The 15,911-nt window shown below is 60.4% G+C and carries 14 protein-coding genes; 7 read left to right on the forward strand and 7 right to left on the reverse strand.

The window, feature by feature from the left end; all coding sequences use genetic code 11:
• Positions 1-27: 27 nt before the first annotated feature.
• The 3 genes from Q0931_RS13230 to Q0931_RS13240 form a co-directional block, all read right to left on the reverse strand.
• Positions 28-735, reverse strand: coding sequence for a phosphatase PAP2 family protein (locus tag Q0931_RS13230; RefSeq protein ID WP_299261050.1), 708 nt, complete (start codon positions 733-735; stop codon positions 28-30).
• Positions 736-770: 35 nt separating this feature from the next.
• Positions 771-1,499 carry a phosphatase PAP2 family protein gene (locus tag Q0931_RS13235; protein WP_299261052.1) on the reverse strand — a complete coding sequence of 243 codons (729 nt, stop codon included), beginning with the start codon at positions 1,497-1,499 and terminating at the stop codon, positions 771-773.
• Between the two features lie 206 nt (positions 1,500-1,705).
• Positions 1,706-4,549 (reverse strand): valine--tRNA ligase, encoded by a 2,844-nt coding sequence (locus tag Q0931_RS13240; protein WP_299261054.1) that lies wholly within the window; start codon positions 4,547-4,549, stop codon positions 1,706-1,708.
• 248 nt (positions 4,550-4,797) lie between these two features.
• On the opposite strand from Q0931_RS13240, the gene Q0931_RS13245 reads away from it, so the two are divergent.
• Complete coding sequence (locus tag Q0931_RS13245) at positions 4,798-5,739, forward strand: cache domain-containing protein (protein WP_299261056.1); 942 nt, start codon at positions 4,798-4,800, stop codon at positions 5,737-5,739.
• Positions 5,693-6,457: a methyl-accepting chemotaxis protein gene (locus Q0931_RS13250; protein ID WP_299261058.1), complete on the forward strand. Its 765-nt coding sequence runs from the start codon at positions 5,693-5,695 to the stop codon at positions 6,455-6,457. Before Q0931_RS13245 ends, Q0931_RS13250 begins: the two co-directional genes overlap by 47 nt.
• Positions 6,458-6,617: 160 nt before the next feature.
• Here the strand turns inward: Q0931_RS13250 and Q0931_RS13255 are convergent, their stop codons facing one another.
• From Q0931_RS13255 to Q0931_RS13270, 4 genes are all read right to left on the reverse strand, one after another.
• Positions 6,618-7,049 carry a DNA polymerase III subunit chi gene (locus Q0931_RS13255; RefSeq protein WP_299261060.1) on the reverse strand — a complete coding sequence of 144 codons (432 nt, stop codon included), beginning with the start codon at positions 7,047-7,049 and terminating at the stop codon, positions 6,618-6,620.
• A gap of 2 nt (positions 7,050-7,051) precedes the next feature.
• Complete coding sequence (locus Q0931_RS13260) at positions 7,052-7,798, reverse strand: glucose 1-dehydrogenase (protein WP_299261062.1); 747 nt, start codon at positions 7,796-7,798, stop codon at positions 7,052-7,054.
• 69 nt (positions 7,799-7,867) lie between these two features.
• A complete protein-coding gene (locus tag Q0931_RS13265) occupies positions 7,868-8,971 on the reverse strand; it encodes a branched-chain amino acid aminotransferase (RefSeq protein WP_299261064.1) in 1,104 nt (367 codons plus the stop codon).
• 211 nt (positions 8,972-9,182) lie between these two features.
• Positions 9,183-10,667, reverse strand: coding sequence for a leucyl aminopeptidase (locus Q0931_RS13270; RefSeq protein ID WP_299261066.1), 1,485 nt, complete (start codon positions 10,665-10,667; stop codon positions 9,183-9,185).
• A gap of 220 nt (positions 10,668-10,887) precedes the next feature.
• On the opposite strand from Q0931_RS13270, the gene lptF reads away from it, so the two are divergent.
• The 5 genes from lptF to bfr all read left to right on the forward strand — a co-directional run bounded on the left by lptF (position 10,888) and on the right by bfr (position 15,833).
• Complete coding sequence (gene lptF / locus Q0931_RS13275) at positions 10,888-11,976, forward strand: LPS export ABC transporter permease LptF (RefSeq protein WP_299261068.1); 1,089 nt, start codon at positions 10,888-10,890, stop codon at positions 11,974-11,976.
• Positions 11,973-13,031 carry an LPS export ABC transporter permease LptG gene (lptG, locus tag Q0931_RS13280; RefSeq protein WP_299261449.1) on the forward strand — a complete coding sequence of 353 codons (1,059 nt, stop codon included), beginning with the start codon at positions 11,973-11,975 and terminating at the stop codon, positions 13,029-13,031. The genes lptF and lptG overlap by 4 nt, the downstream gene beginning before the upstream one ends.
• Positions 13,032-13,240: 209 nt before the next feature.
• Positions 13,241-14,761: an aldehyde dehydrogenase family protein gene (locus tag Q0931_RS13285; RefSeq protein ID WP_299261070.1), complete on the forward strand. Its 1,521-nt coding sequence runs from the start codon at positions 13,241-13,243 to the stop codon at positions 14,759-14,761.
• Between the two features lie 152 nt (positions 14,762-14,913).
• The gene (locus Q0931_RS13290) at positions 14,914-15,141 is read left to right on the forward strand and encodes a (2Fe-2S)-binding protein (RefSeq protein ID WP_299261072.1); all 228 of its coding nucleotides are present in this window, start codon (positions 14,914-14,916) and stop codon (positions 15,139-15,141) included.
• A gap of 188 nt (positions 15,142-15,329) precedes the next feature.
• On the forward strand, positions 15,330-15,833 hold the full coding sequence (gene bfr / locus Q0931_RS13295) for a bacterioferritin (RefSeq protein ID WP_108844194.1): 504 nt from the start codon (positions 15,330-15,332) through the stop codon (positions 15,831-15,833).
• Positions 15,834-15,911: the final 78 nt, after the last annotated feature.

The raw sequence follows: 15,911 nt of genomic DNA on the forward strand, positions 1-15,911 counted from the left end.
TTTGTATCCGACATTGCCATGAGCCGCTCAGGTCATGCTACGCGTGCCGGGCAGATGAAATTGTTCGGCCATGCGCTCAATGGCGTCCACACAGCGCGGCGCAATGGGCGTACACAGCACCCAGGGCAGCACCAGCAGCGCGATGGAAAGCGAGCCCATGTAGACATCCTGTAGCCAGTGGGCACCGGCCATGACGCGTGGTGCGCTCAGCACGGCGATCATGAGGGCGCTCAGGATGGCCGGACGACGATCGCCAAAGCGCAGAATGAAGGCCGTGAAGACCATCAGCATCAGGCCATGATCACCCGGGAAGCTGTTTTTGTCAGCGTCCTTGGTGTCAAACGAGACCACGTCGGTCAGAAAATTGACGTGATTGAAGCTGAGCGTCGGGCTCGGGTGACCATAGGGCAGCTTGTTGGTCGCCACGGCCAAAAGCCCTGCCACCACCAGCATGGTCAACCCTACGCCCAGCCAGCGCCAGCAGCGTCCCGGGCGGGTATCCAGCGAGATCGCCCAGCCAAAAATGGCCAGCAGCATGCCAAAGGAGGCGGCATCAAAATAGCGGGTGTTGACCGCGGCCAGAAAGTTGATCCAGATCGGATGCTCACTGGTGATGAACTGATTGAAAAAAAAGAAAATTCTGTCGTCAAGCACCAGCCAGACAGAGAACCAGAGCCAGCTTGCAAACAGGGCAAGCCCCGCCAGATTGCAGCAGATGATACGTTTTGAATGCATGACATCCCCCTCCTGAGGCAGTCCGAAATACCGGCTCAATCGCAATGCGTGTTCCGGTGATGACGACTCGCGCGGTCGGCAAGCCTTTTTGAGAAACGCACGACGCCTTGAACGGCGCCGGAGACCAGTGGCGTACACAGCATCCAGGGCAGAATGATCAGGGCAATCGAGAGTGCCCCCACGGACACGTCGCTGACCCAGTGCGCGCCGACCATGATGCGAGGGGCACAGACGAGCACGACCAGTGCCGTGGCACTCCAGGCCACCAGACGGTCGGCAAAGCGCCACATGAAGGCGGCAAAGATCATGGCCATGAGCCCATGGTCACTGGGGAAACTGCTCGACGCGGTATCCTTGGCCGGGAGGCTGGTCAGCTCGGACAAAAGGTTGACATGATCGAGCATCGCGGTCGGGCTGGCGTGCTGGTAGGTCATGACATTGTGAATGACGTCCTGAAGAATCAGGGCGGTCACCGTCATGACCAGACCAATGGCGCCCCACTTGAGCCAGCTGCCCTGAGCATCGCGCTTCATGGCGATGTAGAGCATCACCACCAGCAACAGAAACATCGCCCTGTCGAAGGTGCGGGTATTGAGCGCGGCAAGAAGGGTGGTCCAGGTTGGGTAATCCGCCGTAATGAACTGATTGAAAAACCAGAAGATGGCGTCATCAACGGAGGACCAGACCAGAAATTGAGGCAGCCACCAGGTCGTGACCAGGGTCACGCCCAGCAGGTTATAGAAAAGGATTCGGCGAAAATTCATGGCAAACACAGCGCAGTTATAAAACAGTGTTCATCATAATTTAATATTGCTTTAATAAAAAGTGGCGAGCCGTAATGGCACCGCAAGAGAGAGGCTATCGGAGTAGCCGAGAGGCAGGCGGATACAAAAACAGCAGGCCCGAGGGCCTGCTGTAGAGAACAGTCACTTTCAAAAAGTGACCTGTCTGGAGGAATGTCAGTAAAGAACTACAGGGTTTCGATGGTCCGGCGCTGCGCCAGTAGCGTATCGCGATTGGCGCGTGCCTCCTCGAGCTTGGCGCGCTCCTTGTCGACCACGGCGGCCGGTGCCTTGCTCATGAAGCTGTCGTTACCGAGTTTTTTCTCGACACCGTTGATGAGCTTGTCCTGCTTGTCGATGTCGCGGTCGATGCGGGCAAGCTCGGCGTCGCGATCAATATGACCGGCCATCGGCACGCGCACTTCCAGTGAGCCGACACGCTGTACGCTGGAGACCGGTACCTCGTCAGGAGTGACAAACCGCACACTTTCCAGCCGTGCCAGCTTGCTCAGAAACAGGGCATTGTCCTTGAGACGCTGACGGTCGGCCGCTTCTCCGTGGGTCAGCAGGACTTCCAGCGGCTTGCCCGGGGCAATGTTGAGTTCGGCGCGAATATTGCGGATGGCGATGATAACGGCCTTGACCCACTCGATATCGGCAATGGCTGTTTCATCGATGCGTGACGCATCCGCCTGCGGCCAGGGCTGGACCATGAGGGAGCTGCCCTGACATTCGATATCCACGCCAGCCAGCAGCGAGACCTTCTGCCAGATCTCTTCGGTGATAAACGGCATCATCGGGTGGGCCAGACGCAGAATGGTCTCCAGCACCCGCACCAGCGTGCGCCGCGTACCACGGCGCGCTTCAGGTGTGGCCTCACTGTCCCACAGCACCGGCTTGGAAAGCTCCAGATACCAGTCGCAGTACTCGTTCCAGACAAAGTCGTAAAGGGCCTGAGAGGCGTGGTCGAAGCGGTATTCATCCAGTGCTCTGGTGACCTGGGTCTCGACCTGCTGAAGGCGAGAAACGATCCAGCGATCCGCCAGCGACAGCGCGACCTCACCATCCGGGCCGCAATCCTCGCCCTCGGTATTCATCAGCACATAGCGCGCGGCGTTCCACAGCTTGTTGCAGAAGTTGCGATAACCTTCCAGACGTCCGGAGTCGAACTTGATGTCACGCCCGGTGCTGGCCAGTGACAAAAAGGTGTAGCGCAGGGCGTCGGTGCCGTTGGATTCGATACCGTCCGGGAATTCTGCCCGGGTAGCCTTGGCGATCGCCTTTGCCTTTTGCGGTTGCATCATGGCGCCGGTGCGCTTTTCCAGCAGCGTTTCCAGATCGATACCGTCGATCAGATCGATCGGGTCGAGCACATTGCCCTTGGACTTGGACATCTTCTGGCCCTGACTGTCACGCACCAGCCCGTGGACATAGACCGTCCTGAACGGGACCTGATTCGTGAACTTGAGCGTCATCATGATCATCCGGGCAACCCAGAAGAAGATGATGTCAAAACCCGTGACCAGCGTGCTGGTGGGATGAAAGGTCTCGAGCTCCGGGGTCTGCTCGGGCCAGCCCAGCGTGCCGAAGGTCCAGAGACTGGAGCTGAACCAGGTGTCCAGCACGTCATTGTCTTGAATCAGGATCGTCTCGGGGGAGAGGGCATATTTTTCACGTGCCTCTTCCTCGCTGCGGGCCACATAGAACTTTCCGGTCTCGTCATACCAGGCCGGAATGCGATGGCCCCACCAGAGCTGGCGCGAGATGCACCAGTCCTGCAGGTCACGCATCCACGAGAAGTACATGTTCTCGTAGCTTTTGGGCACGAAGCGGATATCGCCGTTTTCCACCGCCTCAATGGCAGGCTTTGCCAGCGTTTCAACCGCGACAAACCACTGATCGGTCAACAGCGGCTCGATCACATCACCGGAGCGGTCGCCATAGGGCAGGGTGTTGGTGATGGTCTCGACCTTCTCCAGCAGTCCCTGCGCGTCCATGTCGGCAACGATCTTCTCGCGCGCCTCGAAGCGGTTCAGGCCCTGATAGGCCTCGGGCAGGGTCGTGTCGATGTCATCACGGGCGCTGCCGTCCATGTTGAAGACTTCGGCGGCGTCACGGATGCAGGCCTCTCGGGTAAAGACGTTGATCAGCGCACTGTCATGACGCCGGCCGACGCCATAGTCATTAAAGTCGTGGGCGGGCGTGATCTTCACACAGCCCGAGCCCTTGTCCATGTCGGCGTGTTCGTCGGCAATCACCGGAATGCGGCGGCCCACCAGCGGCAGGGTGATGAATTTGCCGATCAGCGAGGCATAGCGCTCATCCGCAGGGTTGACCGCCACACAGGTATCGCCCAGCAGTGTTTCGGGACGGGTGGTGGCGACCACCAGGTGGTCCAGTCCGGCTTCGGTGGTGACACCATCGGCCAGCGGATAGCGGAAATGCCAGAACTGGCCCTGCTGGTCGCGATTTTCCACTTCCAGATCCGAGATCGCCGTGCCCAGCGTCGGGTCCCAGTTGACCAGCCGCTTGCCACGATAGATCAGCCCTTCATCAAAAAGGCGAACAAAGGCTTCGCGCACCGCGTTGGAAAAGCCCTCGTCCATGGTGAAACGCTCACGGCTCCAGTCAACGCTGGTGCCCATGCGCCTGAGCTGGCGGGTAATGTGGCCGCCGGATTCGTTTTTCCACTCCCACACCTTGTCGATGAACGCCTCGCGGCCCAGATCGTGGCGCGACTGACCGGTCTCGTGCTGGAGCTTGCGCTCGACCAGCATCTGGGTCGCGATGCCGGCATGGTCGGTGCCGATCTGCCACAGGGTGTTGTGGCCCTTCATGCGCTGATAGCGAATCAGGGTGTCCATCAGCGTGTCCTGGAAGGCATGCCCCATGTGCAGACTGCCGGTCACATTGGGCGGCGGAATCATGATGGTGTAGGGCGAGCCCTGACCCGTGGGGGCGAAATAGCCCCTGGATTCCCAGTGCTGATACCAGGCGCGTTCGATCGATTCAGGCTGATAGGTTTTTTCCATGGACCGGCTCGGTTTGAAGCTGTGAAGTACTCGCAGGACGCCAGTGCACGATCGGGTCTGCGAAAAATGGCGCCAATTATAGCGCTGCCAAGGGGGGTACGTCATGGCATGGCAGGGCTAAAGAATTGTTGAGCAATGCCGATAGAGTGCCGCCGGGTAATACTAAAGTCTAAAAATGCGTGAAACGTTGGCAGCGCCCGTCGAGATAGCCCTCTTTTTTTGGCAGATATTCAAGCGAGTATGTGGACATGCAGGTAACAGGGACATCAGGTTCAGGTCTTTTCTCGGGATTTCGAAAGCCCGCGGGCGTCTCGCGCGCCGATCACGACCTTGAGGGGCAAGTATCCGGCAGCCGGGGCATGACCCTGCGGCGTCAGATGATGGCGGGCATCGCCATCATGTGGCTTATTCTGGTGGGCATGCTCATGGTCAATGCCTGGCAGAGCCGAGGCGTCATGTACGCCGAGCGTGAGGCGCGCCTGACCAGCGCCGTGGATATGGCAGAGAGCCTCGTACAGCACTATCAGGACCGGGTTGAGCGCGGTGAACTGACAGAAAGTGCGGCACGCCAGCAGGCCTTTGATGAACTCCGTGATATGCGCTTTGATGGGGGCAACAACTATGTCTACGTCGTCAACGGCAACCTGCAGATCATGGCCCATCCCAAAAGGCCTTATGGGCAGGATGTCTCCGCGGTGACCGACCCGACCGGGCGTCTGCTTTTTCGGGATCTGGTCAGTGAAGGCCGGGCCCACGGACAGGGCTTTAGCGAATACCGCTCCAACTTTGCCCGCGGCTCGGAGGCTCAGCCCCGCGTCAGGGCCTATGTTTCCCACTATCAGCCCTGGAACATCTATCTGGCCAGCGGCGTATTCATGGGCGATGTGAACGCCATCGTGCTGGATAACCTCATGGAATCAGGGCTGGTCGTACTGGTTGCCGGTGCGCTGCTGACCGCCATGTTCTGGTGGGGCATGCAACGGGTACTGCGTCGGCTGGGCGGGGAGCCTGCTTACGCGGCCGGTGTGGTCAGACAGATTGCCGACGGTGATCTGACCGCGCCCGTGGATCTGCGCCAGGGCGACCGGACCAGTCTGCTGGCGAACATCAAGAGCATGCGCGATGCGCTGGCGGAGTCGATTCGTGTCATTCAGAACCACCAGTCTGTCGGTGGATCAGGGCGCCAGTGAGATCGCCTCGGGCAATCAGGAGCTTTCCTCGCGCACCGAGCAGCAGGCCGCCGCCCTTGAAGAGACCTCCTCAAGCATGGAGCAGATGACCGCCAGCGTGCGGCAGAGCGCCGACAGCGCCGATCAGGCCCGACAGCTCGCCCAGCAGGCGCGTGATACCTCGCGGGAAGGCCAGCAGGCCATTGATGAGGCCGTACAGTCCATGGCCGCCATTACCGAGGGCTCCACGAAAATTGCCGATATTGTCTCGCTGATCGACAGCATTGCCTTCCAGACCAACCTGCTGGCACTCAATGCCTCGGTTGAGGCTGCCCGCGCCGGCGAAGAGGGACGCGGTTTTGCCGTGGTCGCCGGTGAAGTGCGCCAGTTGGCCAACCGCTCGGCCTCGGCGGCCCAGGACATCAAGAGCCTGATCGATACGTCCGGACAGCAGGTGGGCGAGGGGGCTCAGCGCGTGCAGTCGGCGAGCGAGCGCATGGGCGATGTCGATGCGCGTATTCAACGCATGAACGACCTGCTGGGTGAAATCGCCGCCGGTGCCCGCGAACAGAGCAGCGGTATTGAGCAGATCAGCCAGGCCGTCAGCCAGATGGATCAATCCACCCAGCACAATGCGGCACTGGTCGAGCAGACCGCCGCTGCAGCCGGGGAACTTGAAGGTCGCGCGCAAGAGCTTCGCGAAGTGACGCGTCGCTTCAGGGTGGCGCCGCAGCACTGAGGTCCCCGAGATCGCAGGGCCTGAGCGTCTGGCGTTTCGGACACGAGATGTCTCTTTCGCGAAAGGAATCGAAAAAAGGTCGTCATTAAAAGACAGGCCTTAAAAAGGGGGGCCGGCAGTTGCCGGCCCCCTTTTTGATTCAGACGTTGCCCGTCTCGTCTCAGCTGTTGATGTGGTGCGCCTTCACCTCATAGCCACGGCTTTTGTAGGTCTGCCAGCATTCGCGCTTGGCGCTGAGCACTTCCTGATGCTGGTTGATGATTTCGGCCACGCGCTCAAAGCGGGAAAACCACGACGGAATGGCAGTGTTCAGGTTTAACAGCGCCTCGATGCCGGGCTCCGGGGGCGCCTCCCAGCCCAGTGTGACCGGCGCCGGCGGCAGACTTTGCTCGCCCATGAGTACGTGCGGCACAAAGGCGTCCTGGCGAAAGACCCACAGGCGCTCATCAAATTCATGCGCCATGGCTTCATCTTCTAGGTGTACGTGCAGCCGATACCCCTTTCGATAGATGGTCTCGGCCAGGCGACAGGCAAAATCAAACCTGGCTTCGAGCGTGGTGGCCGAGAGCACATAGAAATCGATGCGGGTCATGCTCAGACGCCGCCGTCGATGTCCAGGCGGGCCCCGGTCGTAAAGGAGGCCTCGTCACTGGCCAGCCACAGGATGCCGTTGGCGATCTCGTCAGCGTTACCGGCACGGCCCATGGGAATGCTTTTGCTCGATTTTTCCGGCTTGTCTGGATTGCCGCCGCTGGCATGAATCCCGGTATTGACCACGCCCGGGCGCACGCCATTGACCCGAATGCCTTCACCGGCCAGCTCCTTTGCCAGGCCCTCGGTAAAGGTGTCGATCGCGCCCTTGGAGGCGGCGTAGTCGACGTATTCACCCGAGCCGCCGCGGTGGGCTGCCGCCGAGGAGATATTGACGATGGCGCCGCCCTTGCCGCCATGGCGGGTTGACATGCGCTTGATCGCTTCCCGCGCGCAAATAAACGGACCGGTCACGTTGATGCGCATCATGCGATCCACGCGCTCAAAGCTCATTTCGTCCACGCGTGAGATCTGATCGATCACGCCGGCATTGTTGACCAGCACGTCCACCGGGCCCAGCTCGCGATCAACGGTCTTGAAAAGTGCCACGATATCGGCTTCCACGGCCATGTCAGCCTGTACGGCCAGCGCCCGGCCGCCAGCGGCGGTAATGTCGTTGACGACCTGGTCGGCGGCCTCGCGGTTGCTGACGTAGTTGACGGCCACCTGATAGCCGCGAGTGGCGGCCAGACGTGCAGTGGCAGCACCAATGCCGCGGCTGCCGCCGGTCACGATCATGACGTTACTCATCGAATCTCTCCTTCAAAATTGGGTCGGGCGTTGATGCGAAAACGCCGCCCGCAGGCGGCGCTTGAAGGCTCAGGCCAGGCGCGTCAGCCAGCCATGACGGTCTTCAACACGACCGTACTGAATATCCAGCAGCTGCTTGCGAATGGACTTGCCAACGTCACCGCCGCTGCCGTCGCTGCAGCTCAGACGGTCGTTGTCGCTGACCAGCTCGCCAATCGGCGTGATCACCGCAGCAGTACCGCAGGCGAATACTTCGGTGATCTCGCCTGAGCGCACGCCCTCGCGCCATTCCTCGATGCTGATGGCACGTTCTTCGGGCTTGAGACCGGCATCGGCGGCCAGCTGCAAAACAGAGTCACGGGTGACGCCCTCAAGGATCGTGCCGGTCAGGGCCGGCGTGACGATACGGCCGTCCTTGAACACGAAGAACAGGTTCATGCCGCCCAGCTCTTCGACCCACTTGTTCTCGACCGCGTCCAGAAACGCCACCTGGTCACAGCCGTGGGCTTCGGCTTCCTTTTGCGCGGCCAGCGATGCAGCGTAGTTGCCGCCACACTTGGCAAAGCCGGTGCCGCCGGGGGCGGCGCGGTTATAGTTCGAGGAGAGCCAGATCGAGACCGGCTTGACGCCGCCCTTGAAGTAGGCCGCCGCCGGCGAGGCGATGACGTAGTAGTCGACCTCCCTTGACGGACGCACGCCCAGGAATTTCTCGCTGGCGATCATGAAGGGGCGCAGATAGAGACTGGATTCCTCGGCCTCGCTGGCCGGTGTGGGCACCCAGTCAACGTCCTGGCTGACCAGGGCCTTCAGCGAGCCAATAAAGGTGTCGGCGTCCAGCTCCGGCAGGGCCAGACGGCGCGCCGAAGCCTGAAAGCGTGCCGCATTTTTCTCCGGTCGGAAGGTCCAGACGGATCCGTCGGCGTGGCGGTAGGCCTTGACCCCTTCGAAGATTTCCTGAGCGTAGTGCAGCACCGAGGCGGCCGGGTCCAGCGACAGCGGCCCGTAGGGGCGCACTTCACCGCTACTCCAGCCGTCGGCATGGGTCCAGCGCACATGTGCCATGTGATCGGTAAAGTAGCGACCAAAGCCCGGGTTGCTCAGGATCTCGTCACGCTGACCGGCGTCGGTGGGCGTGGTCGTGGGGCGAAGCTCAAAGCCTTGAGAGGAAGACACGATTCGGATTCTCCGTGAGTACGGTAGCCAGGCGAGAAGTACACATCGCTGTCGATCATCGGCAACGGCGTATCCGATAACGCTGGTCCGACAGATGATTAAGGGGCACGTCAGAAACAGATTGCCAAGAATGACACAGGCGCCCTGCGCCAATAAAGCCCGCCGCATGGCGACGGGCACAGGGCACCCTGGTCAAGCGCCATGATTACGATCAGCGAGGGGCGCGGGACAGCAGGTATTCACTTAAAAGCCCTACCGGTCGGCCGGTGCCGCCTTTCTTGCCATCCCAGGCCGTACCGGCCACGTCCAGGTGGGCCCAGGGGTAGCCTTTGGCAAAGCGGGACAAAAAGCAGGCCGCCGTGATGGTGCCGGCAGGCCGGCCGCCGATATTGGCCATGTCGGCGTATTCGGAGTCGAGCTGGCTCTGGTACTCGTCCCACAGCGGCAGCTGCCAGGCGCGATCCCATGCGATGTTGCCCGCCTCCAGAAGCTGCTGCGCCAGGACGTCGTCATTGGACAGCAGTGCCGAGGTCTGATGACCCAGCGCGACGATGCAGGCGCCGGTCAGAGTGGCGATATCTACCACCGAGGCAGGCTGATAGCGCTCGGCATAGGTCAGCGCGTCGCACAGTACCAGTCGGCCTTCGGCGTCGGTGTTGAGCACCTCGACGGTCAGGCCCTTGAGCGTGGTGATGATGTCGCCGGGTTTCAGGGCGCTGGCGTCCGGCATGTTCTCGGCAGAGGCGATGATGGCGACCACGTTGATGTTCGGCTTAAGCGCAGTGATGGCCTTCATGGTGCCCATGACGCTGGCGGCCCCGCCCATGTCGAACTTCATCTCATCCATGTTGGCCCCGCCCTTGAGCGAGATACCGCCACTGTCAAAGGTGATGCCCTTGCCGACCAGCACGTGAGGGGCTTCCTCGGGATCCGCGGCGCCCTTGTATTCCATGACGATTAAACGCGAGGGCTCGGTGCTGCCCTGGCCCACGGCCAGAATGGCGCCGGCCCCCATGGCTTCCAGTGCCTTCTCGTCATGAATGGTGACCTTGAGGTCATTCTCGGCACCGAGCTTTTCAGCTTCGTCGGCCAGATAACGCGGAGTGCAGACATTGCCCGGCAGGTTGCCCAGTTCCCTGGCCAGATTGATCCCGGCGCCAATACCGGCGCCGATACGAGCGCCCGCCTCGGCACCGGCGGCCTCGTTGGCATCACTGACCATCAGCGACAAACGAGTCAGGGTGATCGGCGGGCGCTTTTTCGATTTGAAGCGGTCAAAGCGATAAGTGGCGCGCAGGGTGGCCTCGGCAATCATGCGCGCTTTCCAGACCACATCATGCGGCCCGTTTTCCCGATCCAGCATGGCAATGGCGGCATTTTCGACCGGCAGCGACAGCAGTACGCCGAAGGCGGCATCGAGGACCTTTCGAAAGGCGCCTTCGTTGAATTCACCGGTTTCCCCGCAGCCCACCAGCAGCAGACGGGCGGTGTTCAGGCCGGGCGCGAAAGGCACCAGCTGGGTGCTGGCGGTGACCGGGTCAAAATCGCCCCGTTCCATCAGCTGGGTAATCAGGCGCTCGCTGGCGTCATCCAGACGCTCGCTGGCCGGGGGCAAATCACCGTCCTTGAACACCGGCACAATAATGCAGTCGGTTTCGGAGCGGGCCGGGTTGGCGGTGAGCACGGGAAATTCCATGGTGTCTCCCCAAGACAATGCGGTGGGTATTGGTGATAATGACTGTTTTGAACAGACACGTTGTCGAGTACGGTAAACGTATGCTCGATGCGTTGAACAGGTGGGTCCGAACAGGCCTTCAGTGTACGCAAACCCCTGCACCATTGCATGGTCGGGAGTTACCTTGCGATAGATGCATCGGAAACGATCGCTCGATATTGATGTATGAGGGAGTCTGCGCTTGATCGTTTTTCGCTACTTGATTCGTGAAATATTGACCACGATGAGTGCCGTGACCGGCATTTTGCTGCTGGTCATCATGGGCAATCGCTTCATTCGCTACTTCAGTGACGTGGCGGAGGGCGACTTTCCGGCCAGCCTTCTGGGCAGCCTGATGCTGTTTCATATGCCCAGTTTCCTCCAGCTGATTCTGCCGCTGGCCTTCTTTCTGGGCATTCTGCTGGCCTACGGACAGCTCTACCTCAACAGTGAAATGACCGTGCTGGCGGCCTGCGGCGTCAGTCCCGCACGCATTCTGGGCGCATCATGCTGGCCGGCACTGCTGATGGCCTGTGTGGTCGGGGCCTGTAGCCTGTGGCTGACGCCGGCCGGGCTGACCCAGAACGAAAAAACGCTGACCGAGCAGCAGGAGAAGGCCGATTTCAGTGCGCTCTCGCCCGGGCGCTTTCAGAAACTGGGGGATCGCACCATTTATGCCGAGCGTGTCGGGCAGGGCAGCAGCCGAATGGAAAACGTCTTTAACGTCTTTATTGCCGAGCAGACTCGCAATGAGCAGGGGCAGCGGGTGGATGTGCTGACCCGGGGAAAAAACGGTTATCAGACCACTGACCCTGAAAGTGACAGCCGCTTTCTGGTGCTTTCCGATGGCACCCGAGAGAGTGTCAGGCCGGGCAGCCGGGTCGCCGAGCAGCTTGTGTTCGACACCTATGCCGCCCGGCTTGAAAACGGCACAGCCCAGATGGACGTGGATGATGTCGAACTTCAGCCCACCTGGCGTCTTCTCGGGGATGAAAGCGACAAGGCGCGTGCCGCCCTTCAGTGGCGGATTTCGCTGGCCCTGATGGTGCCGATCCTGACCATGATTGCCCTGCCACTGTCGCGGGCCAATCCGCGCCAGGGGCGTTTTGCCAAGATGATGCCGGCCATCATCCTGTACGTGGCCTACATGAGCCTGTTGCTGGCCGCACAGGACGCCGTGGGCAGCGGCAGTCTCCCGACTGCCATTGGGCTCTGGCCCATTCACGCCGTCTTTGCCCTGATCGGGGCCTGGCTTTTGCATCGAAGCAGCCAGTATGGAGGGGCGCGCTGATGTTCAACCGGCTTGATCGCTACATCGCGCGCAATGTCCTCATGGGCATGCTGATCGTGCATCTCATCATTCTCGGGCTTGACTTCACCATCAGCTTTATCAACGACCTGGGGGATACCGAGGGCAACTACGGCACCCTGCAGGTATTGATGTATGGGGTGATTCGTCTGCCCTGGCGCTTTTATCAGTATGCGCCCGTGAGCGTGCTGATCGGCTCGCTGGTGGGGCTTGGTGCGATGGCCTCCAGCAACGAGCTGACCGTCATGCGTTCGGCCGGCTTTTCCCTGTGGCGTATTCTGATCGGGGTCATGAAGCCCCTGCTGATCGTGGTGCTGCTGGTCATGGCAGTGGGCGAGTTTGCTGCCCCGCGTACCGAAATGTTCGGCCAGGCATGGCGCACCGAGCTTCAGGAAGGCAGCGCGGTGTCACGCAGTGGCGGGTGGCAGCGCGAGGGCGACAGTTTCTACCGCTTTGGCTCCATTCGTTCGGACAATACGCTGCTGGACGTCAACCGCTTTCGCTATGACGGAGAGCAGCTGGTAGAGGCCACTCATGCCTCGCGGGCCGTGCTTGAAGGGGATGAGTGGACGCTGGAAGACGTGGATCGGACCCTGATTCAGGACAACGCCACAAGCGCCGAGCATCTTGACCGGCTTGAGTGGGACACGTCGCTTGATCCCGAGCTGTTGCGTCTGATCATCACCGACCGTGACAGCCAGTCGATCGAGGATCTCTGGCGCTACGGGCGCTATCTCAACGAGCAGGGCATCAGCGCCAACGATACCTGGCTCTATTTCTGGCAGAAGGTGCTGCTGCCGCTGACGCTGGCCTCGCTGGTCATCATTGCGGCCTCGTTCATCTTCGGCCCGCTGAGAAGCGTCGCGGCCGGGTCGCGGGTGTTTTACGGCACTGTGGTCGGGCTGGTGTTCAAGTACGTGCAGGACCTGCTCGGCCCGGCTGCCACCATCTTCGGGTTCTCGCCCATCTGGGCCATTGTGGTGCCCATGGGCGCATGTTTTGCGCTCGGTTTCTGGCTGTTGCGCCGCGCCGGCTGACCCGTTTGATCCCTCCCGGCCCTTGACCTGCGCCCTGAAGTGATGGCTTCAGGGCGTTTTCGCAGGTCACTTACCCAGGCGCTGAAAGCGCTTCTGGCCCCTCCCTGTTGGACCAATATCCGTTTGTTGTGCTGTCCCGGCAGTGCCAGAGTAGAAGGTGCCGAGAGGTTCTTTCATCGACCGCTACCCTGATTTTCTGGAGGTGGACAATGCAGTACGCCAGACCCGGCAGTTCGGATGCCCTCGTACATTTTCGCGAGCAGTACGACAACTTCATCGGCGGTGAGTGGTGCGCACCCCATGACGGCCGCTACATGGATAACGTGACGCCGGTCACCGGCGACGTGTTTTGCCGGGTGCCGCGCTCCGGCCCGGAAGACATCGATCGCGCCGTGAAGGCTGCCCAGAAGGCCGCGCCCGGCTGGGCCGCCACGGCGCCTGCCGAGCGTGCCGGTATTTTGCTCAAAATCGCCGATCGCATCGAGAACAACCTCGAGATGCTGGCCGTGGCCGAAACCTGGGACAACGGCAAGCCGATCCGGGAATGCCTAGCGGCCGACCTGCCGCTGCTGGCGGATCACTTTCGCTACTTTGCCGGCTGTATCCGGGCACAGGAGGGCGGCATTAGTGAAATCGACAGCCAGACGGTGGCCTACCACTATCACGAACCCTACGGCGTTGTCGGCCAGATCATTCCCTGGAACTTTCCACTGCTGATGGCTGGCTGGAAGCTGGCGCCAGCGCTGGTGGCCGGCAACTGTAGTGTGTTGAAGCCGGCCGAGCAGACACCGGTCTCCATCTGCGTGTTGCTGGAGCTGATTCAGGACCTGCTGCCGCCGGGCGTGCTGAATGTGGTGCAGGGTATCGGGGAGGAGGCCGGCGAGGCGCTGGCCACCCACCCGGGTATCCAGAAGATTGCCTTTACCGGCTCCACCCCGGTGGGCAGCCACATCATGTCCCGGGCGGCCGAGCGCATCATTCCGGCCACGCTGGAGCTCGGTGGCAAGTCGCCCAATATCTATTTCGAGGACGTGCTCGATCACGGAGATGCCTACATCGACAAGTGCGTCGAAGGTCTGATGATGACCTTTTTGAATCAGGGTGAGGTCTGTACCTGTCCATCCCGCGCGCTGATTCATGAGTCGGTCTATGACACGCTGATGACGCGGGCCGTGGAGCGGGCCAAACGATTGAAGTCGGGCAATCCACTGGATACCGAAACCGAGATGGGGGCTCAGGTCTCCAAAGAGCAGTTCGACAAGATTCTCTCCTATATGGAGATCGGCCGTGATGAAGGCGCCGAGCTGTTGCTGGGCGGTGAGCGGGCCTCGGTCGATCAGGACTATGCCAACGGTTTCTATGTGCAGCCCACGATCTTCAGGGGCCGCAATGACATGCGTATCTTTCAGGAGGAAATTTTCGGGCCCACGCTGTCCGTGACCACCTTCAAGACCGAGGAGGAGGCGCTGGCCATCGCCAACGATACCGAGTTCGGCCTGGGCGCCGGGGTCTGGACGCGCGACATGAACCGCGCCTATCGCATGGGTCGAGCCATTCAGGCCGGTCGGGTCTGGACCAACTGCTATCACCAGTATCCGGCACATGCCGCCTTCGGGGGCTACAAGAAATCCGGTATCGGTCGCGAGACTCATCTGGCCATGCTGGGCAATTATCAGCAGCTCAAGTGTCAGCTGATCTCCTACAGTGACAGCCCGGCCGGTCTCTACTGAATACGGCCTTCTGGTGTCAGAGAGCGACTTCGGTCGCTCTTTTTTTATGTCCCTGTCACGTTTGAGGTTGACGCGAATGAAAATGTTTCGCATATTGCGCCAATGCAATCTCTTATGAGAATCATTTGTATTCTCTTGTGGCGGGAGTCTCCATGTTTGTATGCATGTGCAAGAAGGTCACGGACGGGCAGTTGAAGCAGGCAGTGGCGCTGGGTGCCTCGAGCTGGGAAGACGTTTCCCGGATGACGCGGTGTTCCACCCAGTGCGGCAAGTGCACCTGTCTGGCACAGGAAATCGTCGATGAAGCCCTGCTCGAGCGGCATGTGTCGCAGCACATTCCGGCCCGCCATTTTGAAGAGCTTGCCTACGCTGCACGCTAAGGTTGGCGCTTGCCTGAAAGGGATTGGTTTTTAACTGCTAACTGTTTGAATTGTCTTATGATAATGGCTCGCATTGAGCCTTTTTTTATGCCTGTGTGGTCGAAATCCCCGTGCGTTTGTTGGATACTGCCTCCACAGGCGGACGCAGGTTTCGGCGATCGCCATGACCACTGATGGCGGAGAAGCACATGAAAGGCGATCCTCAGGTTATCGAGCACCTCAATAAAATCCTTGGCAACGAGCTCATTGCCATCAACCAGTATTTCCTGCATGCCCGCATGTATCGCAACTGGGGCCTGCACGGTCTGGGAGACTGGGAATACAAGGAATCCATCGAAGAGATGCAGCACGCCGATATTCTGATCGAGCGCATTCTGTTTCTCGACGGTCTGCCGAATCTGCAGGATCTGGGCAAGCTGCACATCGGCGAGCACGTTCAGGAAATGCTGGAGTGCGATCTGCGCATTGAGCACGACGGTCGTGATGATCTGATCAAGGCCATTCGCCACTGCGAATCCGTCGCCGATTACCCGAGCAGCGAAATGCTCAAGAAGATCCTGGCCGAAGAAGAAGAGCACATCGATATCATCGAGACCGAACTGCATCTGCTTGAGCAGGTCGGGCTGGAAAACTACAAGCAGCGCCAGATGCGTCCTGCCAACGAGCGCGAAGAGGGCGAAACGGCGACCTGATCCGGTCGTCGTCTCGCATACGCATGACAGCGGGCCGCCCCATGGGGCGGCCCGCTGTCATTTGGGCTCTTGAGCTGA

The organism is uncultured Kushneria sp. (genome assembly GCF_947497025.1).
Taxonomy (GTDB): Bacteria; Pseudomonadota; Gammaproteobacteria; order Pseudomonadales; family Halomonadaceae; genus Kushneria.